This window comes from Bacteroides sp. DH3716P (genome assembly GCF_025914115.1).
In the GTDB taxonomy this organism is placed as follows: Bacteria; Bacteroidota; Bacteroidia; order Bacteroidales; family Bacteroidaceae; genus Bacteroides; species Bacteroides ovatus.
Genome location: NZ_CP083673.1, coordinates 4,349,693 through 4,374,665, shown reverse-complemented (window position 1 = coordinate 4,374,665; position 24,973 = coordinate 4,349,693). Strand labels below are relative to the sequence as shown.

Here is a 24,973-nt window from a genome sequence, read left to right as displayed (position 1 = left end):
TTCTTGTTTAATTAGTAATTAATTGTCTGTGATTAAAATTTCTCTTCCTTCTATTTTTATTTGTAAATTCGTAGTACGTGCTATTGCTTTTAATATCGGGCTGATTGTGGCATAACGATCCATATTACCAGTAAATCGCAGTTGTTTAAGCTCGGAAGTGCCAAAGGAAATATTAACATTATACCAATGTTCTAGAATTTCGACAATATTTTCTAAAGTACGATTTTCGAAAATAAGTCGTCCTTCATTCCATGCTATGTAGGGAGTGAGGTCTACATTGTATATAGATATATTGTTACCTTTCTGTTCAATGTGTGCCAATTGGCCCGGCTCTATGAGTTGTTCTTGTGTACTTCCTTGAGGAATAATACTAATGCTCCCTTTCACTAATGCGACTTCTGTTCGTTCAGGGCTGAATGTATTAACATTAAACTCTGTACCATACTGTTTGATTGTTCCTTGGTCAGTGATAACATAGAAAGGACGAGCATCTTTGGCTATTTTAAAATAGGCTTCCCCTTTTAGATAAACCATGCGTTTAGACTTACTAAACCTTACAGGATACCGTATTTCTGTATTATAATTGAGGTGTACGGTTGTTCCATCTTCAAAGGTTACTCTGAATTCGTTTCCTTGTTCAGTTGTTAATGTGTTTTTTTCTACTGTTTCAGGCTGCTGTTTTTGAGGTATATCTATATTTATATTGGGTGTTGATGGATAGATGAGCGCACCATTTTGAGCTATAGCAGTTGTGGAATGATTAACTTTAACTGGTGTTGGATATGTTGGGGTAAGCGATTGCTTGTCATTCCCGGCTAAAATTAATGTAGCTTTAGGAATTCCTGGCTGTATGGCATCTCCTAAGGCTAGATTGTCAGATATTTGTTTTTCGGAAGCAATATAAAAGTACCATCCTCCTGCTGCTATTATTATAGGTAATATTAAAATAGCTGCATATTTCAGGAGAATTGATGTGACTGATACTTGGCAATATTTCTTTTTGAAATGTTTCCATGCCTGATGTGAGTTAATCTGTGTATATGCCTCGTAGCGCTTACGAAATGATGCGCTTGTTCGTAAACGATTGAAAAACTCTTCGTGTTGTGGAGAGGTCTTGATCCAATTGTCAAGTTGTTTTTTCTCGTGCTCTGTAATATCACCGAAGAGATATTTGGCTATTAATTCTTCTGTACCAGATTTTATTTTCATATATTTATTGTCTTATCATTTGTTAATAAGACAACATGAAGATTAAAAAGAGGTACAAACTTTCTAAAAAAGATTATTTTGGTTACGAAAAAAACTTGGAACTATACAAAATGTCACATAAGGGGAGCAAAAAATAGCATGTGCCCATCTGTTCTTTGATAGATTGTATAGCTCTTTTCTTTTGTGTTTTTACTGTTTCAATCGAAATTCCTAGTGCAGTAGCTATTTCTTCATTCTTTTTTCCATCCATATGTAATAAGAATATTTCCCGGCAGCGTGTTGGCAATTTATCGATAGCACGAAATAGTAGTCGGTATACTTCTTCTTCATTGGTATCTTCTTCTTCTGTGATTTCTCGATAAGTGCTTGCCAAGCGTTCAAGATAGAGAGATTCTACATTCTGATGTTTTAAATAATTAAGAGAGGCATTTCGTATAGAATTATAAAGATAAGTTCGGAAAGAAGGCAATGATAAGAATCTCATTTTCTTTTCCCACATAGTTGCAAAAAGATCCTGTACAATATCTTCGGCAGCTTGTTGGGAAGAGAGAAAGTTGATGGCATACAACACCAATGCTTTATAATATTCATTATAAAGCTGATGATAAGCGGCTGGGTGTTGCTCATTTATACCTTTTATAAAGGAACTTTTCTCTTCGTTCATGGTGAAATATTATGTTTTATGCAGCAAATGTATAAAATATCTAGGATAAAAGAAGCCTTTCAAACTCTATAGTGTTTGTGAATGCTTCTTTTTTTATTTTTGCTTGTCTGTATAACTTCATTTTTTTCTTTGGAATAATATAACAGCAAAAAAACGCGACTCTGTTCTGAAACTTTAGAGAATCAATGTATTATAGTCTCTCTAAAAATCTTTATATTTGCAGACCGTTTGGAAACGATAGTGAATAATAAACAATACAATAACTTAAAAACAACCAAAATCAGATGAAGCAGGATATGATTGTTATCCTTGACTTGGGTAGTCATGAGAATACGGTGTTGGCTCGCGCCATCCGTGCATTAGGAGTTTATAGTGAGATTTATCCTCACGATATCACAGTGGAAGAACTGAAAACATTGCCCAATGTAAAGGGTATTATAATTAATGGTGGACCGAATAATGTAATTGATGGCGTTGCCATTGATGTAAATCCGGCTATCTATACTTTGGGGATTCCTGTCATGGCTGCAGGTCACGATAAAGCAACTTGTGAAGTGAAGTTGGCAGAATTTGCGGATGATATTGAGGCTATAAAGGCGGCAGTGAAATCATTTGTTTTCGATGTCTGTAAAGCTGAAGCTAACTGGAACATGAAGAACTTTGTCAATGATCAGATAGAGTTGATTAAGCGTCAGGTGGGCGATAAGAAAGTATTGTTGGCTCTGTCGGGTGGAGTTGATAGCTCTGTGGTAGCAGCTTTACTTCTGAAGGCAATTGGTAACAATCTGGTTTGCGTACATGTTAATCATGGTTTGATGCGTAAGGGAGAGTCTGAAGATGTGGTTGAGGTATTCAGCAACCAGTTGAAAGCAAATCTTATTTATGTAGATGTAACCGATCGTTTCTTGAATAAACTGGCAGGTGTGGAAGATCCGGAACAGAAACGTAAAATTATTGGTGGTGAGTTTATTCGTGTGTTCGAAGAAGAAGCACGTAAGCTGAATGGTATTGACTTCTTGGGGCAAGGGACTATTTATCCGGATATTGTGGAAAGTGGAACGAAAACTGCTAAAATGGTGAAGTCTCACCATAATGTAGGTGGGCTGCCTGAAGACCTTAAGTTCGAGCTTGTGGAGCCGTTGCGCCAATTATTTAAAGATGAAGTTCGTGCTTGTGGCTTGGAGTTGGGATTGCCTTATGAGATGGTTTACCGTCAACCTTTCCCTGGTCCAGGTTTGGGCGTACGTTGTTTAGGTGCTATAACGCGTGACCGTTTGGAGGCTGTACGTGAGTCCGATGCTATTTTGCGTGAAGAGTTTCAGATTGCCGGATTGGATAAAAAGGTATGGCAATACTTTACAGTAGTACCCGATTTTAAATCTGTTGGTGTACGTGATAATGCCCGTTCTTTTGATTGGCCGGTGATTATTCGCGCTGTCAACACGGTAGATGCTATGACGGCTACTATCGAACCGATAGAATGGCCTATCCTGATGAAGATAACAGACCGTATCCTGAAAGAAGTGAAGAATGTAAATCGCGTTTGTTATGATATGTCTCCGAAACCTAATGCGACTATAGAATGGGAATAGAGAGACTTTTTAAGTGATATTTCGATAGCCTCAATTTTTTGTAAGTTGAGGCTATTTTTATTGTTCAACGTTGGCTTCTGGTAGAAATGTAATTGAAGATTTCACAATGATTTCGCGAAGAGATAAAAAGAAAAAGGCACCCAGAAGTGGAAGCCTCCCAAATGCCTTATTCTTATCAAGTAGCGGGACCCGGGATTGAACCGGGGACCTCATGATTATGAATCTGCGTCTTCCAAAGGCTGACGCCTTTGAAAGCTACCAGCTTCGCTATATAACTTATTTATAATTAATGGCTTAGCGTTTGGTATGTCTTGCGCATTGTTAGTTTGGACTAATAATTTATGAGGATAATTTACTGTTGGTGTAAACCATAGTGTAAACCATATCTTGATAATAAATAATTATCTTATATGGATGCTACTGTAAGTATTGTTTGTTTTAAATCTAAGAAGTTATCTAATGGTGAATATCCATTAATGATACGAATAACTCAAGGGAAGGAGAGGGCTTATAAATCTTTGGGTTTGTCTGTTCTGGATAGTTTATGGAATTATAATAAAGAGGAACCTAAGAGAAGCCACCCTAACTACGAATGGCTTTTAAAGATTGTATCTCAAGAGAAGCAGAAATATTTAAACTTGATATTTGAATTAAGAGCTTTAGGTAAGAGTTTCACTCCTCAAACTTTGATAAGTAAAGTTGAGAAGAAAGAGAATAAATCAGATGTTGATACATATATACGGAATATTATAGAATTAATGATTAATGAGAAGCGTTTAGGAAATGCTAAATCTTATACGCATTGCTATAATTCATTGAAGACCTTCGCTGTAAATCTGTGTATTCCTTTTACTGATATTGATGTTGCTTGGTTGAAACGGTATGAACGATTCTTAAGAGAACGAGGTAATTCTGATAATACTATGGGGATTCGGTTTAGGACGCTAAGAGCTGTCTATAATAAAGCGATAGAGGATGATATTGTAGATGAGAAATATTATCCGTTTAAGAAGTTTAAGGTTTCGCATTTTAATAAGAAGACGACTAAACGTGCTATCAGCAAGTCGGAAATGGCTAAAGTCTTGGCACTGGATTTAAGTAATATTACTACTTACTATAGCCCATTACTATATTTGAGTAAAGATTTGTTTGTGTTTAGTTATCTTGGGTGTGGAATTAATATGATAGATATGGCGTATTTAACCTATTCTAATATTATAGATGATAGAATATGTTTTAAACGCCATAAGACTGGGCAAGGTATTACATTTAGATTATTGCCTCAGACTATTGAAATAATTAATAAGTATAAGAATGAAGGTTATTCTCTTAGTGATTATATATTCCCAATATTAGATAAGAAATTTCATATAACGGAGATACAACAATATGATAGAATCCGTAAGGTTACTAAAGGAGTTAATAGGAATCTTAAGAAGATTGGTAGCTTTTTAGGGTTAAATATTCCATTGACGACCTATACAGCGAAACATCATACAATCTCTATCTAATTGAAAATTAAACAGTTATTTCTGTTTAATTAATATCAGGTAACGATTTAGAAACGAGCGAATTACAATATTCTGTTTTCTTTTGCCTCTGTCAAAGAACGATTCTTTCAATGCAAATATACACTTTACTTGTGACAAAAGCAATCTTTTTCTACATTTAATCGACTTACAGTCAGCCTTAAAGAGGGTATCTGGTCTCATTCCATCTTCTTCCTCAAAAATAACATAGCAGTCTAAATTGGTTTATGTATGGGATAGGTCTTGTTCATTCGATCCGGTAGACTACTATACATAAAAGTATAAAGGCGAGATACGACAAGGAGATGCCATGCTTTTGTGTAAGGGGAATCTCTCTTAGCTTATCGCAGACCATGTATAGCTAAGTGTTTTGAGAATAAACAGTCTGTAAAAAACGGAAAGACACCGATTATGGGCCGTATCACCATCAATGGAACCCAAGCCGGTTTCAGTTGTAAGAAAGAAGTGTCCCTCGCTTTGTGGGACGTCAAAACCAACCGGGCCAAAGGCAAGTCCGAGGAGGCCCGTACACTCAATCAGGAGCTTGACAATATCAAGGCGCAAATCACCAGGCACTACCAGTACATCTGCGACCACGACAGTTTTGTTACAGCCAAGAAAGTCTATAACCGCTATGTCGGCTTCTCAGAGGAATGCCACACCCTTATGAACCTTTTCAGGGAACAGCTGGAACCGTATAAAAAGAAAATCGGCATAGAGAAAGCCGAAAGCACCTACTGCGGTCTGGTTGCCGATTACAAGAGTCTCCTGCTTTTCATGAAAAGCAAGAAGAATGCAGAGGATATTGTCATCGAAGAACTTGAGAAATCATTCATCGAGGATTACTACAACTGGATGCTCGGTACATGCGCTTTGGCAAACTCCACTGTCTTCGGGCGTGTCAATACCTTGAAGTGGCTGATGTATATCGCGCAGGAAAAAGGCTGGATACGGGTTCATCCGTTCGCATCATTCGAGTGTATGCCCGAATACAAGAGGCGTTCTTTCCTTTCCGAAGAGGAACTGCAAAGGATAATCCATATAGAACCGAGATACAAACGCCAGCGTGCCATGCGCGACATGTTCCTGTTCATGTGCTTCACCGGTCTTTCCTATGTGGACTTGAAAGCCATAACATACGATAATATCCATACCGACTCCGACGGCGGTACATGGCTGATGGGCAACCGTATAAAAACGGGAGTGGCGTATGTCGTAAAATTATTGCCCATTGCTATCGAACTGATTGAAAAATATAGGGGTACGGATGAAAAGAAAGACTCCCCGAATGTGTCTTTCCGGTAGGTGAATACAATGCCATGCGGCTCAGTCTTGGAATCATAGGCAGGAAATGCAACTCCGGGGCGAGGTCACCCCGCACATCGGACGCCACGCATTTGCCGTTCTGGCCATACTCAAGGGGATGCTGCTGGAAACTCTTCAGAAAGTGTTTGGGCATAAGTCCATCACATACGTCCTGCGCATCCATTCACTTGTCCGGCGCAGGCGGGGCAATCTTTTTCTGGAAGTCGCCCATCTGTACGACCAGCGTGCTGACCAGCTTTCTCAACTCCTAATACGCGCTTGTTTCAATAATTGTCAGTTCCATACTAAAATTCTTTTTAAGATTCTGAATATGCGACAAAGTAACGCACATCCTATATCCTTTCCAAACAGATAATATCAGAGTCTTCCGTTGGCGTGCATTGGCGTATCCAACGTTAAAAGAGAAGGTCCTTCACCTGCATCCATGCGGCAACGGAACTTCCATTCCCTTACTTGTTTTCCATAAATTTATAGGATTAATTTCTGGTGCATGATATTAATAGTCATTATTCTGTCTGCTTTTTTTGCTTGCATAATTGCAGCTAACAGTTATCTATTCCAGAACGCATTGTTATGGAAAATGGCAAGCTGTTTTGTTGGTTTATGGATATTGTGTATGATAATTACCGTCTTCGTTTGTCGTAAACTTGAATGCTCTAATTAAAACAGTACGGTTGTCATGCTTTGTGTGTTTTATTATAAATATTATGAATTATTTGGAATTGATATGTAATATAGATAATTTTGCAGTCGGGAAATGGTTTCGGGAGGTTTACGCCTTCCGAATGAAAAGGGAACCCGGTGAAAATCCGGGACAGTACCCGCTGCTGTGAGTCCACAAAAACGGACATCGAACTTTTGCCACTGGTGTAATACCGGGAAGGCACGATGACCGGGACGAGTCAGAAGACCTGCCATGACCGGAATGAGATTTACACCTGCGGGATATACGGGTCGTAATCAAATAAGGAATAGCTCATCGGCCATTCAATATTTGAAGACAGACATATTCCCGTTCGTGTAAGTCCGCACGAACGGGAATTTTTTGTGTTTGTTAATAATATGTTTTACATTAAAATGAGTGACCTATGAAAAGAAAATTACGCTTTCTGGCAGGTGCCTGTCTATTTACCGCAACCGCCTTGTTCTCTGGCTGTAGCTCGGACGATGACTTTTTGATGGACCCGGTTGATTCCGGAACTTCGCAAACCCGTGCTGTGACAAATTCGGACGGTACTTTAACTATCACTTTCGATGATTTCGATCCCGGCATGTTAGCAGGACCTACCTCGGCCGGAGAAAATCTTTATTCGTACCAAGGGTATCCTCAAGTAACCACCATTTACGACAATACTCCGGAAGAATATCTCTTCCTTTCAATGTTTAATACTGTAGGTGGAAGCACAGAGTATTCCAGCGGCGGCATCGCACTTTCCAACTGGAACATCCGCTCCAATCAGTCGGGAAATACCGGAGACTGGTGGTATTCTTATCTAAACCAATGTTCTGTCTATAACACTGCGGTGGAAGCGGAAGGACAGAATAAGGAAGCCGGGCACAGCGGTTCCAATTTCGGTGTCGTTTACGGATATGTGGATGCTTACAATCAGGCATGGATGGCTAAACCAGAATTTTATTTCAATGTTCCCCGGAAATTGGTCGGCCTGTGGATCTGCAACACCTCATACACTTATGGTGTCATTACTTATGGTAATCAGTTCGGTTCTACGGGGGTAGCGACTCCTCTGAAAGAGATGAAAGGGTATTTCCAAGTGAATCTGGAATGTTATGATGCGAATGGCGGTCTGATCCGCACTTACAAACGTCTTTTAGCCGATTATCGTAACGGCCAACAACAGGTTGATCCTATCACGACATGGGATTATTGGGAAATCAATGCCGAAGGGGTGCAAAGTGTGAAATTCAACTTCGAGGGTTCGGATTCGGGAGCATACGGTTTGAATACTCCGGCTTATATCTGTATTGATGATATCACCATACAATAAAAAGAATACAAGGATATCCCTTCTGTCGGGGGTATCCCTGTTATTTTTCTAAAATCCACACATCATGCATCGTTTTCACTATTTTATTATTTCTGCCTGTATGCTGTTCACCTCCTGCAACAAGGATGAAGTCATTACCGAAGAAGTAGGAGGACAACCTATAATAGAACTTGACAGCGAGACCGGTATTTACACGGTCAAGGTCGATCACGAATTGACTATCGCCCCGACATACCAGAATGTTGAAGATGCTCTTTTTGCTTGGACGATAGACGGTACGCTGGTTTCTTCGGGTCCGTCTCTTCAACGTACATGGAATGAATGCGGGGATTTTTATGTCAAACTAAGAGTAGACAATGCGGAAGGCTATGCCGAAGAGGAACTGAAAGTAGAAGTGAAAGAACTCACCCCTCCGGTCATCTCACTGGCACTACCTTCGCAGGGGCTAAAAGTCGTCCGGAATACCGATTACACATTTACTCCCGATATTCAGCATTCGGATGTCGAAGGGTTCAAAATCGAATGGGTACGGGAAGGAAAAATCGTTTCCACCGAGAATACTTATACTTTCAATGAAAAAGAACTCGGTGTTTATACGGTGACAATCAACGCTTCCAATATAGATGGGACAACAACGAAAGACGTAAGCGTAGAGGTCGTGGAAACGATGCCCTACGTTGTCAAATTCCCGACCCCGTCTTACCTGCAAACATCCACGGACAGGTACACTTTTGCCGACCGTCCTGTTTTCCTGCGTCCGTTGTTGGAGTATTTCGACAATCCCCGTTTTGAGTGGAGTGTGGACGGTCAGGTCATGGAAGGAGAAGTGGAACGCATGTTCAAGTTCACGCCGTCCGCACCCGGAGAATACACCGTCTCCTGTACTGTGTCGGAAGACACACCGACGGAAAAAATAAGCAGGAATATCGACAAAGGGAAAACGGCTGTCACTGCCACCGTAAAAGTCGTTTGTGTGGACAAAAAGGAACAAGACGGCTTCCGGGCTTCGGGAAGTTCCAAGCTCTGGAATAAAGTCTATGAATATACCCCAGCTCCCGGCCAATTTATCAACGAGACGAGCACGATAGGCGGTATGACCGGCAACGAAACATCCCCTGAAGCGGCTGTCGCATGGGCAACACAGCGTTTGAAAGACAAACTGCACGTCTCTTTAGGTTCTTTCGGAGGTTATATCATCGTCGGCTTCGACCACAGTATTCCCAATTCGGGTAACCAATATGATTTCTGTGTTCAGGGGAACGCCTTTGACGGCAGTTCCGAACCGGGTATCGTATGGGTCATGCAAGATATAAACGGAAACGGATTGCCGGATGACGAGTGGTACGAACTGAAAGGATCTGAAGCAGGCAAGGAAGAAACAATACAGAATTTTGAAGTGACCTATTACCGTCCGGAAGGCAAAAAAATGGATGTCCAATGGATCAGTTCCGACGGTAGAAACGGCTGGGTAGACTATCTGTCCGCTTATCATACACAAGACTATTATTATCCGGCTTGGATTTCGGAAAACAGTTATACCCTGACAGGCACTTGTCTGGCCGCCCGCAACACCCAAGATTCTCAAACCGGTTATTGGGATAATCAGAGTTATGACTGGGGGTACGTGGATAATTTCGGAAACGACCAGATAGAAGGCGGCAGTACGGTGGATGGAAGCGGACAAAGGAACGGTTTCAAAATTTCCAATGCCATCCATGCCGATGGAACGGAAGCCAATCTGCAATATATTGACTTTATCAAAATACAATGCGGTGTTCTGGCCAAAAGCGGCTGGCTGGGCGAAGTTTCTACGGAGGTATTTTCTTTTGAGGATCTAACCAAATAATAAAAATTACAAGTATGAAAATTTATTTTCTTCCCATGCTCCTATCCTTGTTCTTTTTGGGAGCGTGTGACAAAAACGATGAAATTATACCTGAAGATGCAGATGAAAATTTCATCACATCGGTCGTGATGACCGTGGACGGGAAATCGTACACGGCCGACATTACGGACAATACAGTAACAATAACCGTTCCCTATACGGTATCGCTGAACAACGCCGAAGTGGAATTCAAGTACACAACTTCTGCAACAATCATACCTGATCCTGAAACGGTAACGGACTGGGATAACGAACGAACCTTCCGGGTGACATCCTATAACGGAGATGCCCGCGAATATACCTATAAGGTCGTGAAAAGCGAGATAGAATCTGACGGAGATGTGGAGTTGAAGACCACCGAGGAGGTAGCTTCTTTTGCCGCAACCAAAACAACCGTTGTCAAAGGGAACCTGATTATCGGCTCTGATGCGGAAGAGGCAGAAAAAATCACTGACATATCTGCATTGGCATCTTTGAAAGAGGTTACTGGCAACATTGTCATTCGTAACAGTTACAACGGTGCAGACTTGACAGGGTTGGATAATATCGTTTCTGCCGGAGGTTTACAGGTAGGTTCGACCGATGTCGCCTCGAAAGCTACGGAACTTCACATGATTTCCATGAAAGCATTGGAAACGCTCTCCGGAGACATATCGGTATATAACGACCAAGTGACGTATGTCCTATTCGAGAAACTGGCAACTATTGAAGGAAGCGTGATGTTCAATGCGTCGTCGTTACAGAGTTTTGAGTTTCCGGTTCTGACTACTGTAGGTCAGGATCTGAATCTTCAAGGACTCAATGAAGAGAACACAGCAGCCGGTTCGATTGCGTCTTTGGAAATACCGGAACTGACAAGTGTCGGAGGGGTCTTGTCCGTAAACAATCTTGCCAAGCTGACTTCCATGAGCTTCCTTAAGCTGAAAGAGACCGGTGGCCTTGATTTCCATACCGTCCCCGTGATGTTGGAAACCATCAACCTTCCGGAAATCGAAACAGTAAACGGAAGTATTATTATGGAAGCCAATATGGAAGCTCCTCCTACCGGTAGTTTTGTTCCCCAACGAAATGACGTGCTTCAGGCTTTCGGTGGAATGGACAAACTGACAACGATAAAGGGACAGATAAAGATAAAGAATTTCACGGCACTCAAACAACTTCCCGACTGGAGCAAGATCACCACACTTGGAAGCATCACGCTGGATTATCTTGAAGATGTGAGCGGAACACTGCTGTTGCCGAACGCCCGATTTGAAACCTTCGGAGAAACAGCGCCCCAGATTGAAATTATAAACAAGGTGCAGCTCTCCAAAATTGAAACAGCCGAAGATTTGTCAAATGTAAATTTTGTCATCACCAGTCTCACGAATAATAAGTTCCCTGAAATCACGTTCAAGAATATCAAAGACTTCACTTGTAAGCCAACCACCAACAATACCGATTATACCATATCGACAATTCAACATGTATATGGAAATCTAAATGTGACAGGCCAAATGCGAAGCAATGCCAAATTTCCCGACTTGGAAATCATAGATGGATATGGATATATCCAAATACCCATGTTTGCTTCAATCACAATGCCAGTCTTGAAAGAAGTGGGAGGACAGTTCTATTTATCTGGAAATTTTACCAGTTGTAACTTGCCCTTACTATCCAAAGTTTGTTGTTCAGCTTCTCCTGTATATTATAAAGAGGGAGAGGGTTCGTTAGCAATATCTTTACAAAGTAAATCGCTGGATATTCCGGAATTGCTTCACGTAGGAGGTGAAGGGTTGTTCGTTAATAAAGCAACAGGCATTACTTGTGATAAATTACAGACTATAGATGGTACGCTACAGATAAAAAGTGCGACTTCTCTTTCTCAGGAAACACTTTCCATGGAGAAGTTGGAGACCTTGCATGGGGTTGTTTTTGACGGTTTGACGAAATTTACCGACTACACTTTCTTCGGCAAGTTTATAGAAAACGGAATGATTACGGGGGAAAGTTGGAGCGTGACGAAATGTGGGTATAACCCAACCTTCCAAAATATGAAGGACAAACAATATACGCAGCAGGATTAAACCTTATACCTTAACCAGAGTACCCGTAATGATTCGGGTACTCTTTTTTATCCGAATGACAATGAGCAGAACAATACAACGGATTTGCCTTTTTCTTTTCTGCCTGCCAGTTTTCGGCAGTTGCATGAAATGGGATTACGGAGAGATGGAAGATTTCTCTGTATCGGCCTCTGGTCTTTTCATTACCAACGAGGGGAATTTCCAGTACAGCAATGCCACGCTTTCCTACTACGATCCCGCCACGTGCGAAGTGGAGAATGAAGTGTTTTACCGTGCCAACGGGTTCAAGTTGGGCGATGTGGCTCAGTCTATGGTTATCCGGGACGGTATAGGCTGGATCGTGGTGAACAACTCGCATGTGATTTTCGCCATCGACATCAATACTTTCAAGGAAGTGGGCCGTATCACAGGTTTCACCTCACCCCGGTATATCCATTTTCTGTCGGATGAGAAAGCCTATGTGACGCAGATATGGGACTACCGTATCTTCATCATCAACCCCAAGACATACGAGATTACCGGCTATATCGAATGTCCAGACATGGACATGGAATCGGGTTCCACCGAACAAATGGTACAATACGGCAAGTACGTCTATGTGAACTGCTGGTCGTACCAGAACCGCATCCTGAAAATCGACACGGAGACGGACAAGGTCGTGGACGAACTGACCATCGGCATACAACCTACTTCGCTGGTCATGGACAAATACAACAAGATGTGGACCATCACGGATGGCGGTTACGAGGGCAGCCCATACGGTTACGAGGCACCGTCTCTCTATCGTATAGACGCCGAGACTTTCACCGTAGAGAAACAGTTCAAGTTTAAGCTGGGCGACTGGCCTTCGGAAGTCCAGCTCAACGGTACACGGGATACACTTTACTGGATCAACAACGATATTTGGCGAATGCCGGTGGAAGCCGACCGTGTTCCCGTCCGGCCTTTTCTGGAGTTTCGGGACACCAAATACTACGGCCTTACGGTCAATCCCAACAACGGGGAGGTATATGTGGCCGACGCTATTGATTACCAGCAACAAGGTATCGTGTATCGCTATTCGCCGCAAGGCAAGCTGATCGATGAATTTTACGTGGGAATCATTCCGGGAGCTTTCTGCTGGAAATAACGAGGAAGGAGGACAAAAATGAAAAGACATCTTATTCTATTGTTCGTGGGGGTAAGCCTGCCCTTTCTGCTTGCCGCCCAGCAGAAAAATTCCGTCAGCATTACCAAAAGGGTACTACGTATTCCGGAGGTTACGGTGGTGGGCAAACGACCTATGAAGGATATAGGCGTGCAACGAACCCGTTTCGATTCCATCGCCATGAAAGAGAACATCGCCTTGTCTATGGCCGATGTGCTGACATTCAACTCATCCGTTTTTGTCAAGAACTACGGACGCGCCACGTTATCCACCGTGGCTTTCCGGGGTACCTCTCCCTCGCATACTCAAGTGACGTGGAATGGTATGCGCATTAACAACCCGATGCTGGGCATGACGGATTTTTCCACCATCCCTTCTTACTTTATCGATGATGCCTCGCTGCTGCACGGAACGTCATCGGTAAACGAAACGGGCGGCGGCTTGGGTGGTCTGGTCAGGCTCTCCACTTCTCCGGCCAACCATGAAGGGTTCGGGTTGCAGTACGTGCAGGGAGTGGGGTCGTTCAGCACGTTCGACGAGTTTCTCCGCCTGACCTACGGTGACAAACACTGGCAGTCCTCCACCCGTGTGGTGTATTCCTCTTCCCCCAACGACTACAAATACCGAAACCGGGACAAGAAGGAAAACATCTATGACGAGGACAAGAACATCATCGGTTCCTATTACCCGACGGAACGCAACCGCAGCGGGGCTTATAAGGATCTGCACGTCTTGCAGGAAATTTATTATAACACGGGCGAAGGCGACAAGTTCGGGCTAAACGCCTGGTATATCAATTCCAACCGGGAACTGGCGATGCTCAGCACGGATTACGGGAACGACATGGACTTCGAGAACCGCCAAAGGGAGCAGACGTTTCGCGGCGTCCTCTCGTGGGATCGCGTGCGGGAGAAATGGAAGGTCGGTGTAAAAGGCGGCTATATACACACATGGATGGCCTATGATTACAAGCGGGACAAGGGAAACGGCGAAATGGCTTCGATGACCCGCTCACGCAGTAAGATTAACACGTTCTACGGAAGTGCGGACGGGGATTATGCTCCTTCAGAGAAATGGCTGTTCACGGCCGGTGTTTCCGTACACCAGCATTTGGTGGAAAGCGCGGACAAAAATATCATCTCGCAGGAAGGTAACAAGGCTGTTGTCGGGTATGACAAGGGACGTGTCGAGTTTTCCGGTTCCGTTTCTGCGAAATGGCGGCCTGTCGATCGTTTTGCCGCCTCGCTTGTCCTTCGCGAGGATATGTTCGGTACGGAATGGGCCCCGGTTATCCCGGCTTTCTTCATCGACGGGGTACTGTCGAAAAAAGGCAATATCGTGGCGAAAGCATCCATCTCCCGGAACTACCGTTTTCCCACGCTGAACGACCTCTATTTTCTGCCGGGCGGTAATCCCGACCTGAAAAGCGAGCACGGCTTCACATACGACGTGGGGTTGTCGTTCTCGGTGGGGAAAGAAAATGTATATGCTTTGAGCGGTGGTATCAACTGGTTCGATTCGCACATCGACGACTGGATCATCTGGCTACCCACAACCAAGGGATTCTTCTCCCCCAGAAACCTCAAAAAGGTACATGCTTACGGGGCAGAGACCAACGCCCACCTTGATATAATGCTCGGAAAGGACTGGAAACTGGATATGAACGGAACTTTCTCGTGGACTCCCTCGATCAACGAGAGCGAACCGATGAGTCCGGCAGACCAATCCGTCGGCAAACAGTTGCCATACGTGCCGGAGTTTTCCGCAACGGTGACCGGACGTCTGTCATGGCGGACATGGAGCCTGCTTTACAAATGGTGTTATTACAGCCAGCGTTATACCATGTCGAGTAATGACTATACCCTGACGGGCTATCTGCCCCCTTACTTCATGAATAACGTGACACTGGAAAAACAGCTCTCTTTCCGATGGGCCGATCTGTCGCTAAAGGGCAGCATCAACAACCTGTTCGATGAAGAATACCTTTCCGTATTGTCCCGTCCCATGCCGGGCATCAATTTCGAGATATTCATCGGCATAACACCCAAGTTCGGAAAAAACAAAAATAGTAAACGATAATCTGCATCAATATGAACGCATTAAAGAATTTAAGCCTGATTTTGTTGCTTTCTCTGGCATTTACAGGCTGCCACAACAAAAGCTCAAAAATCAATGATTTCAACCTGCTGCTTTATGCTCCCGAATATGCCTCCGGCTTCGACATCAAAGGGGCGGGCGGGAAGGAAAGCGTACTGATAACCGTCAGGAATCCCTGGCAGGGAGCGGACAGTGTAACCACATGGCTGTTTATCGTCCGCAACGGTGAAGAGGTTCCCGAAGGGTTTGCAGGACAGGTACTCAAAGGAGACGCCAAACGTATCGTGGCGATGTCTTCCACTCATATCGCCATGCTTGACGCAATCGGTGAAGTCCGGTGTATAACCGGCGTTTCGGGAATCGACTACATTTCCAACCCAGACATCCAAGCCCGCCGCGACAGTATTGGCGATGTCGGCTATGAAGGGAACATCAACTACGAGTTGCTGCTCTCGCTCGATCCCGACCTCGTTCTGCTCTATGGGGTGAACGGCGCAAGCGCAATGGAAAGCAAACTCGAAGAACTCGACATACCGTTCATGTATGTCGGCGATTATCTTGAAGAGTCGCCTCTCGGCAAGGCCGAATGGATGGTAGTGCTTTCAGAAGTCACAGGAAAACGTGAGAAGGGTGAAAAAGCCTTTGCCGCAATCCCGGTCAGATACAACGCCTTGAAAAAGAAAGTGGCCGACAGTACCCTCGGCACTCCTTCGGTTATGCTTAATGTTCCCTATGGCGACTCGTGGTTCATGCCTTCAACCCAAAGTTATGTAGCCCGCTTGATTACTGATGCGGGAGGCCGCTATATCTACCAGAAGAACACGGGAAACGCTTCTATCCCCATTGACTTAGAAGAAGCATATCTGCTCGCGTCGGATGCGGACATGTGGTTGAACGTGGGAATGGCGAACTCCCTTGACGACTTGAAGGCATCATGTCCGAAATTCACCGATACCCGATGTTTCAAAAATGGAGAGGTGTATAACAACAACGCCCGTACCAACACAGCCGGGGGTAACGACTATTACGAGTCTGCCGTCGTGAATCCTGACATCGTGCTCCGCGACCTCGTGAAGATATTCCATCCTGAACTGGTGCAGGAAGAGTGTGTGTATTACAAGCAACTGAAATAGATGCGTTCCCGTTCGACTATATTATTCTCCATATTGATTACGCTCACGGTCGGTCTTTTTTTACTGGACTTGGCCGTGGGAGCTGTCAACATTCCGATCCGCGATGTATGGGCAGCACTGACCGGGGGAAATTGTTCCCGTGCCACGGAAAAAATCGTACTCAACATACGCCTCATAAAAGCTATAGTGGCACTGTTGGCCGGGGCTGCCTTATCGGTCAGCGGTCTTCAGATGCAGACCCTCTTCCGTAATCCTCTTGCCGGTCCCTATGTCCTTGGCATCAGTTCCGGTGCAAGTCTCGGTGTGGCACTTGTGGTACTTGCCGGGATCGGTTCATCAATAGGCATTGCCGGAGCAGCGTGGGTGGGTGCGGCTGTCGTGTTGCTCGTGATAACTGCCGTCGGACAGCGAATAAAAGACATCATGGTAATCCTGATTCTGGGCATGATGTTCTCATCGGGCGTAGGTGCTGTCGTGCAGATATTGCAGTACCTCAGCAAAGAGGAATCGCTGAAAGCCTTTGTCATTTGGACGATGGGGGCTTTGGGTGACGTCACCTCCGGACAACTTCTGATTCTTGTTCCATCGGTGTTTGCCGGACTGCTGTTGGCTGTACTGACCATCAAACCGCTTAACCTCCTGCTGTTCGGAGAGGAATATGCCGTAACAATGGGACTGAATATTCGGCGTTCACGCAGCCTGTTGTTTCTCTCGACAACGCTGCTCGCCGGAACGATAACCGCTTTTTGCGGTCCGATAGGTTTCATAGGTCTCGCTATGCCTCATGTCACAAGAATGCTTTTCCAAAATAGCGATCATCATGTCCTTCTGCCCGGAACAATTCTTTCGGGAGCATCGATATTGCTTCTTTGCGACATCATTTCTAAAATATTCACCTTGCCGATCAACGCCATTACAGCTCTATTGGGAATCCCAATCGTCGTATGGGTGGTTTTACGCAACAAATCCATCACCGCATGATAGAATTACAGCATTTTTCCATAGGTTACAAAGAAAACTCGTTGCTCCACGAGGTAAATGCCACGATAAAAAAAGGTCAACTGACAGCCCTTATCGGAAGAAACGGGACAGGAAAATCGACGTTGCTCCGCGCCATAGCCGGTCTGAACCGGTGTTATTCCGGAAAAATCATTCTCGACGGGCACGACATCGCCTGCATGAAAACCGAAGATATGGCAAAAACGCTGGCTGTCGTCACGACCGAGCGCACGCGCATCGCCAACCTGCGGTGCAAGGATGTCGTAGCCATAGGCCGTGCTCCTTATACCAACTGGATAGGTAGGATGCAAGAAACAGATAAGGAGATAGTCATGCAATCGCTCATTTCGGTGGGAATGGAGGCTTATGCAAACCGCACGATGGATAAAATGTCGGATGGCGAATGCCAGCGTGTGATGATTGCTCGTGCATTGGCACAGGATACTCCTATCATTCTCCTTGATGAACCGACTTCCTTTCTTGACATGCCTAATCGCTACGAACTTGTGGCGTTGCTTCGTAGGCTTGTCCACGACGAGAAAAAATGTATCATGTTCTCGACACATGAACTTGACATCGCGTTGTCCATGTGCGATTCGATAGCATTGTTAGATACCCCGAATTTAAGTTGCTTGACCGCGTCTGAAATGCAGAAAAGCGGATACATTGACAGACTTTTCCAAAATGAAAACATCCGTTTCGACTCCTTATGCGGTACAATGATTTTGAAACAATGAGTATATACACTGTAGAAAATTTTACTTCAGACATCACTGTTGAAGGATACATCGCCGAATTCCGTGACGAACCACATTTTCTTGAACTTTGCAAACAATGTACCAATTACGGTAAAAGTTGGGGGTGTCCTCCATTTGATTTTGATACGGAATCGTTTCTCCGACAATACAAGTATGCACATCTTATGGCAACGAAGATAATCCCTGAAGACAAAGATATTCCGATTGAATATACACAAAAACTCATTTTACCGGAACGGATACGAATCGAGAGCGAATTATTGGATATGGAACGGAAATATGGAGGGCGTTCATTTGCCTATATAGGTAAATGTCTTCACTGCTCAGATAACGAGTGTACGCGTAACTGCGGCACACCATGCCGACACCCGGAAAAAGTGCGTCCGTCACTCGAAGCCTTCGGATTTGACATAGCCAAAACGCTTTCTGAACTTTTTAACATCGAACTTCTTTGGGGAAAGGATGGCAAATTACCTGAATATCTTGTTCTCGTAAGCGGATTTTTTCATAATGAATACGAACTTTGCAACATAGCATACTAATGATTCGGACATGAAATAAACAGACAAACTAACCACATTCGGTTCAATCTGTTTTGTGATTTCAAATGAATTATAATTAGATATGTAAAAAGCGACGCTGGAGCTTGAAATAAGTAACGGTTTATCGGTGTATTCTCCGTTAAACCGTCCTGTTTTCGTTAAACGAAAACACAACTTGCTGTCCGCAGGAGCGGACCACATTTATCCAATAATTATTGTGTATTAGCCCATTGTATGGCTATTCTCCTGTGATTTACGAGGCATTTCCATCAGGTGTTTGCCGGCTGCTCTCCCCATAAAAGGGTGGATATCTCTCCATAATCATATGACTTACGTCCATAATTCGGGAATAAGGAGGCGAATATACGGGAAATCTGCCCTTTACATGCCCTATTGTCCATTAATGGATTGTTACTTCTACACATCTACAAATGGAGAGCGGCAGTGAGCCGTATATGGTTTATGGTTTTTCTGCATTATCTTCATTAATGGATTACTACTTCTACACTTCTGCAAATGGAGAATGTAGCCGTGTACACCTTATGGTCTTCCTTCATAATTCTCCATTAACGGATTAATACTTTTACACTCCCATAGACCGATAATTTAAGAATCCGTATCCGGACGGATGCGCGCTCTCACGCCTGCCCATAAGGATTAAAAAGGAACGGTGGACAAGGAAACGGAATCCCGCTCGCTTTTCCACACCACTACGGGCCTCTGATGTCGCCTCCGCATAGGAAGAACCGTCCGAACGGAACGGCATCTCCGTCCCCCCCGTCATGTGTATCATGACAATAACTGACTTTGGATGACTATAAGTGACAGGTGGTTTCATCCTGTTCTCTTCTTCCTTTATTTTGTATTCCGAGACAATACCAGTTGTGTAATTTAATAATTTAAGATTTTAAAATATGGATTCAGAAAAGGAAAAGAACCGGCTTTCCGATATCGTTCTCGAGAGGGTCGGACTCACGGGGAACCTTCTGTCAGCTCCCGTTTCCCCATCCCTGGAACCAGTGGTGGAGATACCAAGTCATGGAAGTCAGGTCCGGGCAGGGAAAGTGACAGGTCCGGAGGAATACAAGAGGAGGTTTCTGGTTCCCGCTCCCAGAGCCGCTGAGTGGAAGACCGCCTACATTGATGGGAGACTGCACCGCCGGATCGCCATGCTGGTCAGGGCCGCCGGCTGCGGCAGCATCTCCGGTTTTATCATCCGGTTGTTGGAACTCCATATGGAGGAACACAGGGAGGACATCGCCTCCCTGCTCGGTGAGGTCTACCGTCCCTGGGATGAGGACGGACAGCCGGGAGGAACACCTCGCCGATAAAACGTTGTCATTGTCCAAGAAGGCATATCATGACAGGAAAGAACGTAAAAGAGCGGATTGGTCTTGGCGGGATGGACGCGGACCGCATCCGTGAGATCATGGGGGAAGCGCCTGCCTGTCCCCGGAAGAGACGTGGAACGTCCGGTAACGACATTATACGTCCCGCAAGGAAAAATGGCCCCATGCAACCGTCCGTCTACGGGGAGGAATACCTGCATGGCATTGCGGGCGTGCAGCGTCGGTCGCTGCATATTCCCGCCGCCCTGCACCGGAAACTGTCCATCCTGGCGGGAGCCTCGAGAAACGGAAAGGTCACTCTGGAGGGGTTCATCAACCACCTTGTCTCGCGGCATCTGGAAGAATACAGGGAAACGACGGACATGATTCTGGAGGAGTCCCTGCCCGGCCCGGTCATAAAGGCTCGTCCCCCATGACAGGGGATCTCCCCCGATGGGAGCATTATTTTTGTTTCTGAAACAATAGTGTTTAACTTTTAATGAAAAAGAAGTATGATGAAAAAAGAAAAAGAGTTGTTGGTTGCCATCGCCAGCCAGAAGGGTGGCGTCGGAAAATCCGTCTTTACGGTACTGCTGGCCAGTGTCCTGCATTACCGCAAAGACGTGCGTGTGGCGGTTGTGGACTGTGACTCCCCGCAGCACAGCATCGCCCTGATGCGTGAGAGGGACATGGAGAATGTCATGAAAAATGACGACCTGAAGGTGAACCTGTACCGGCAGTACGAAAGAATCCGTAAGCCTGCCTATCCGGTCATCAAAAGCGACCCGGAAAAGGGGGTGGAAGACCTGCGGCGTTATATGGACGAAAAAGGGGAGACTTTCGATATCGTGCTCTTCGACCTTCCCGGAACGCTCCGCAGCGAGGGGGTGGTTCATACCGTTGCCGCGATGGACTATATCTTTGTCCCGCTCAAGGCGGACAATATCGTCATGCAGAGTTCCCTGCAGTTTACCAAGGTGCTGGAAGAGGAGCTGATCGCCAAGGGGAACTGCAACTTGAAAGGAATCCGGCTGTTCTGGAACATGGTGGATAGAAGGGGACGGAAGAATTTGTATGATGCCTGGAACCGGGTCATCCACAGGATGGGGCTGCGGCTGCTGTCCTCACACATTCCGAACACCCTCCGCTACAACAAGGAGGCGGACCCTGTCTGTAAGGGTGTCTTTCGTTCCACGCTGTTTCCACCCGATCCCCGTCAGGAGAAAGACTCCGGCCTTCCTGAACTGGTGGAGGAGATATGCCATGCCATCGGTCTGGAGGAATCCGATACCGAGCGGTAGCGGATGATAGGATACAGACACCTTGAATAAGGGCTTTTAGCCTAAGATAAAGTAAGATAATTGCATGATAATAAGTTTTTTACAGATGTGACTTCTCCTATAAAAGCATTACCTTAGTAGTGTAATGTGCGCCAAGAGGTCACACAAGTAATTGTTCAGCATCGTGTCTGAACCTATTGTTCCATCAATAGTAGCCTGAAGAGGCGTACGTGACTGGCAACGGTCGGGTGCGAAGCCCTCTTGACAACGACGTTCCAACCTAAGCATCATAGGCGAAGAATGTCAAAGCTGACTGATATGAGTAACCTAAGTGAATCGCCGTACCATCGTGACTATGAATTAGCTCACGGATATTTATGGGCCATTCCAAAAGGCAAGCAGTCAGGATAGTACGCTGTTACATCGTGCTACACGGATGTCGCACTGCTGGTGGATAGGCGGAGTCTAAGTCGGTCGTCAGTTATTTGTGCGAAACTTGGTAAGCCCGTATCTCTCCCGTCAGCCAATAACCGATGGGTGGCCAATTGTAAGAGCGGCCGAATGAGGTGCGGGTAAAGGATTGTGGAGAAAGCGAATGCCATGGTGTAATGCCCTGGATAAAGGTTTCAACGTCACCCTACGCGAAAGCGGGCAGACTTCCACAGGGTAATTCTTTGTGAAACGAATTGTAGAACTTCAAGTATAAAGAAACAGCAAAGGAACAAGGCGCAAGCCGAGTGTGCATCTTCAGCCGGACGCAAAACCGTGTGGAAAGGAATAGACTTCGCACGATGCGAACGTAAGGTATCAATCGTTCACTGACTGCTATGTTCGGTATTAATGCAGACTGAATCCTTAATCATTTATCCAAACTCTTGAAATATCAAAGCCTGATTTAAGTGCAGATAACTGATAGAGTTTGGATAAATGGAAAGTTTGAATAAAATACATTATTATCAATTTCTACAGATATTTTTCCTTGCGCTCACACCCCACTGCATATTTGAGAAAACAGAATGATTTAACATACTATTTTTCATATCCAATCTTTTTTAATACTCCCCATGATAATACTCACTATAAAAAGTCCAATCGAATAATTTTACGCGGTGATAAATGAAATTAATAGAAAGCGATTACCTTTGAAGAAAAAGTCTGTAATTTGGTCAAGAGAAAAGTACAATAGGTCAAAACATGGATATTATAATTCGCTTTATTTGCACTACCATTTTAAATCTAATTGTATTAATCCTTATTATAAACTTTAATATCTGCACTATGAAGAGAAAAGTACTATTAAGCACATTGTTTCTAATACTACATTTCACTGTAGCATTAGCACAGCAAGTAACTATTTCAGGGCAAGTGTTGGATGAGAAGAGTGAACCTCTTATCGGTGCCACGATAAATATCGAAGGTACCACCAATGCAGTAATCACCGATTTAGAAGGAAAGTTCACGATAAAAGTACTTCCTTCTGAAAAACTGGTCATCAGTTATCTGGGATATAAGCCCAAAACTATCACTATCGGAAAGAACCGAAGATTTGATATCATTCTAGACCCTTCAGTCACAGAGATGGATGAGGTGGTTGTTGTAGGCTATGGTAGCCAGCGAAAAAGTGATATTGCAACCGCCGTTGCTTCTGTGAATATAAAAGATATTGTAAACAGTAGTTCTACGCAGACGTTGCAAGCACTACAAGGCAAAATCAGCGGAGTACAGATTATCCCCACAGACGGTTCATTGTCAAGCGGAATGACTTTCAGAATCAGAGGTGTCAACTCCGTCACAGGAGGAACCCAGCCTCTCTTCGTCATTGATGGTGTACCAATGCCTACTCAACAGATCACCAATGAAGATACCGAAACGGTAAACAATCCTCTGCTGGGACTGAATCCAAATGATATTGAATCCAATTTGAATTATTGGAATCCTCGTCCTATCAAAAAGGATAATCCATATTTGACCGTCCAAAGGAAGCTCTCTCCACAGACTGTGGAGGATTTCGCCAATAGACTGTTCATCTACCAGGTAGGAAAAAACAATCATATCGGCTTTCCATTCCGCAAACCCTCCCAGATGGAAATCCTTAACTTTGAAATGAGGAACTATTTTGCAGAGACCAATACCAATTATAAAGCCTTTGCCACGGGTGGTGACAAGGCACAAAGCTGTTGGATGGCCAATTTTGTTCCTTTTGACAAGGTTACAGACATATATCTCTTTGAATCCGCTATTGACGCAATGAGTTTCTACGAAATAAACCATTATACTAAAGAAACCACATGCGCATTCATAAGCACGGGGGGATATGTCACCAAATCCCAAATAGAGAATATAAGCCGTATATTCCCATCTGATAAGGTAAAGTGGAATTGTTGCTATGACAATGATGCCAGCGGTAATGGTTTTGACATCACCACAGCATATTATCTCAAAGGTGAGGAATGTAAAGCTTTTGCAAGGACCAACACTGGAGACACATATAAGACCATCTATTTAAGTTTCCCGGATGGAAACACACAGACCTTCAAAGAAGATGCATTTTCCTCCGGCGAGTATCTTAAACAACATGGTATAGACAATGTAAATATCATCAAACCTTCACGGTACAAAGATTGGAATGAGCTTCTTGTCTATTACAAAAGATTTGATTTGAACCTGGGTCCAGGAATGAAATTCATCCCGGCTATCGAAAAGACCATATCCCAACTGAATCTAAGAGGATATGAACAATTGGCCAATAGTATCAGTTCTTCCACAAAAGAACTGGTGGATTCTCTGCTTGAGCAAGCCAATTACTGCATTTCCGCACCTCTTGCCGAGAGCGGCGCTTATACTCTTATGGTAGACTGTATATCTTCATGGGGCTGGACACGATGGTACCGGTACCAAGCAACTTATATGTTATAGAAAAGTGCACGCAAAAAAAGATATCGGCACATGCCATAAATGAATTTCTTAAAAAAGAATATATAAACATTTTTAGAGACATGAGTTCATCTGATTTCAAAAATTTTCTAGAGAAAGACATCCTAACTTATACAAAGGGTGCTGTAGAAAAGAATTTTGAGAAAGTGATATTGACTTTCGGATGGAGCCTTAAACCTTCAATTCTAAAAAAAAAGAGTTTTGACTTAGAACATGGTATATAGCATAACAATACAGCATGATACCATAATAGTAGCTGTTTCAAGCAGACATGTTGTCACAATTCCTGCCAGGTTTAATGGAATGATTCTCGGGCTTTGGAACTTGATACAGATTTTCGTTGCCTACTGTAATGAGAATCCGAATTGGGTGAGTAATGTCCGGTCACTGTGGGGTGACCGATTCAAATAGGGACAGGTATGGAACGGATGCCTATTCATGCCCCTATTATAGCTGACACATGGACTTTTATACATTC

At 44.1% G+C, this 24,973-nt stretch carries 19 protein-coding genes, 1 pseudogene and 1 riboswitch; of the genes and pseudogenes, 17 read left to right on the top strand and 3 right to left on the bottom strand.

All coding sequences use genetic code 11. The features are described 5' to 3' along the window. Positions 1 to 18: 18 nt before the first annotated feature. Both KQP79_RS16375 and KQP79_RS16370 read right to left on the bottom strand, forming a co-directional pair. Complete coding sequence (locus KQP79_RS16375) at positions 19 to 1,209, bottom strand: FecR family protein (RefSeq protein ID WP_118220124.1); 1,191 nt, start codon at positions 1,207 to 1,209, stop codon at positions 19 to 21. Positions 1,210 to 1,291: 82 nt separating this feature from the next. Beyond that, complete coding sequence (locus KQP79_RS16370; protein ID WP_004314577.1) at positions 1,292 to 1,873, bottom strand: RNA polymerase sigma-70 factor; 582 nt, start codon at positions 1,871 to 1,873, stop codon at positions 1,292 to 1,294. Positions 1,874 to 2,157: 284 nt separating this feature from the next. Here KQP79_RS16370 and guaA point away from each other — a divergent pair, with 284 nt between their 5' ends. From guaA to KQP79_RS16310, 13 genes are all read left to right on the top strand, one after another. Next, positions 2,158 to 3,465, top strand: coding sequence for a glutamine-hydrolyzing GMP synthase (gene guaA / locus KQP79_RS16365; protein WP_117684970.1), 1,308 nt, complete (start codon positions 2,158 to 2,160; stop codon positions 3,463 to 3,465). Between the two features lie 410 nt (positions 3,466 to 3,875). Next, entirely contained in the window at positions 3,876 to 4,976 is a 1,101-nt protein-coding gene (locus KQP79_RS16360) for a site-specific integrase (protein ID WP_225483725.1), read from the top strand. Positions 4,977 to 5,405: 429 nt separating this feature from the next. Beyond that, positions 5,406 to 6,299, top strand: coding sequence for a phage integrase SAM-like domain-containing protein (locus tag KQP79_RS16355; RefSeq protein ID WP_004289225.1), 894 nt, complete (start codon positions 5,406 to 5,408; stop codon positions 6,297 to 6,299). A 46-nt stretch (positions 6,300 to 6,345) separates the two neighbouring features. Then, positions 6,346 to 6,675 (top strand): hypothetical protein, encoded by a 330-nt coding sequence (locus tag KQP79_RS25915; protein ID WP_004289226.1) that lies wholly within the window; start codon positions 6,346 to 6,348, stop codon positions 6,673 to 6,675. 386 nt (positions 6,676 to 7,061) lie between these two features. Then, positions 7,062 to 7,254, top strand: a riboswitch (cobalamin riboswitch). 154 nt (positions 7,255 to 7,408) lie between these two features. Then, the gene (locus tag KQP79_RS16350; RefSeq protein WP_004289228.1) at positions 7,409 to 8,326 is read left to right on the top strand and encodes a DUF4465 domain-containing protein; all 918 of its coding nucleotides are present in this window, start codon (positions 7,409 to 7,411) and stop codon (positions 8,324 to 8,326) included. 64 nt (positions 8,327 to 8,390) lie between these two features. Next, the gene (locus tag KQP79_RS16345; protein ID WP_004293827.1) at positions 8,391 to 10,172 is read left to right on the top strand and encodes a PKD-like domain-containing protein; all 1,782 of its coding nucleotides are present in this window, start codon (positions 8,391 to 8,393) and stop codon (positions 10,170 to 10,172) included. 14 nt (positions 10,173 to 10,186) lie between these two features. After that, complete coding sequence (locus KQP79_RS16340; RefSeq protein WP_004311297.1) at positions 10,187 to 12,277, top strand: lipoprotein; 2,091 nt, start codon at positions 10,187 to 10,189, stop codon at positions 12,275 to 12,277. Between the two features lie 28 nt (positions 12,278 to 12,305). Then, positions 12,306 to 13,406, top strand: a complete 1,101-nt coding sequence (locus tag KQP79_RS16335; protein WP_004293828.1) for a YncE family protein — start codon at positions 12,306 to 12,308, stop codon at positions 13,404 to 13,406. A gap of 18 nt (positions 13,407 to 13,424) precedes the next feature. Further along, positions 13,425 to 15,503, top strand: coding sequence for a TonB-dependent receptor plug domain-containing protein (locus KQP79_RS16330; RefSeq protein ID WP_004311295.1), 2,079 nt, complete (start codon positions 13,425 to 13,427; stop codon positions 15,501 to 15,503). Positions 15,504 to 15,514: 11 nt separating this feature from the next. After that, positions 15,515 to 16,654 (top strand): ABC transporter substrate-binding protein, encoded by a 1,140-nt coding sequence (locus tag KQP79_RS16325; protein ID WP_004289233.1) that lies wholly within the window; start codon positions 15,515 to 15,517, stop codon positions 16,652 to 16,654. Beyond that, positions 16,655 to 17,635 (top strand): FecCD family ABC transporter permease, encoded by a 981-nt coding sequence (locus KQP79_RS16320; RefSeq protein WP_004311292.1) that lies wholly within the window; start codon positions 16,655 to 16,657, stop codon positions 17,633 to 17,635. Continuing rightward, entirely contained in the window at positions 17,632 to 18,390 is a 759-nt protein-coding gene (locus KQP79_RS16315; protein ID WP_004289235.1) for an ABC transporter ATP-binding protein, read from the top strand. The genes KQP79_RS16320 and KQP79_RS16315 overlap by 4 nt, the downstream gene beginning before the upstream one ends. Continuing rightward, the gene (locus KQP79_RS16310) at positions 18,387 to 18,953 is read left to right on the top strand and encodes a DUF2284 domain-containing protein (RefSeq protein ID WP_004289236.1); all 567 of its coding nucleotides are present in this window, start codon (positions 18,387 to 18,389) and stop codon (positions 18,951 to 18,953) included. Before KQP79_RS16315 ends, KQP79_RS16310 begins: the two co-directional genes overlap by 4 nt. Before the next feature lie 583 nt (positions 18,954 to 19,536). Here KQP79_RS16310 and KQP79_RS16305 read toward each other — a convergent pair. Then, entirely contained in the window at positions 19,537 to 19,791 is a 255-nt protein-coding gene (locus KQP79_RS16305) for a hypothetical protein (protein WP_008650625.1), read from the bottom strand. A 76-nt stretch (positions 19,792 to 19,867) separates the two neighbouring features. Between KQP79_RS16305 and KQP79_RS16300 the strand changes: the two genes are divergently transcribed. The 4 genes and pseudogenes from KQP79_RS16300 to KQP79_RS16285 all read left to right on the top strand — a co-directional run bounded on the left by KQP79_RS16300 (position 19,868) and on the right by KQP79_RS16285 (position 24,719). After that, on the top strand, positions 19,868 to 20,284 hold the full coding sequence (locus KQP79_RS16300; RefSeq protein ID WP_004327094.1) for a DUF3408 domain-containing protein: 417 nt from the start codon (positions 19,868 to 19,870) through the stop codon (positions 20,282 to 20,284). Between the two features lie 29 nt (positions 20,285 to 20,313). Then, positions 20,314 to 20,718, top strand: coding sequence for a DUF3408 domain-containing protein (locus KQP79_RS16295; protein WP_004315818.1), 405 nt, complete (start codon positions 20,314 to 20,316; stop codon positions 20,716 to 20,718). A 75-nt stretch (positions 20,719 to 20,793) separates the two neighbouring features. Next, positions 20,794 to 21,582, top strand: a complete 789-nt coding sequence (locus KQP79_RS16290) for a ParA family protein (protein ID WP_004311277.1) — start codon at positions 20,794 to 20,796, stop codon at positions 21,580 to 21,582. A gap of 1,257 nt (positions 21,583 to 22,839) precedes the next feature. Next, positions 22,840 to 24,719 (top strand): annotated as a pseudogene (locus tag KQP79_RS16285) (carboxypeptidase-like regulatory domain-containing protein). The last annotated feature ends 254 nt before the right edge of the window (positions 24,720 to 24,973 follow it).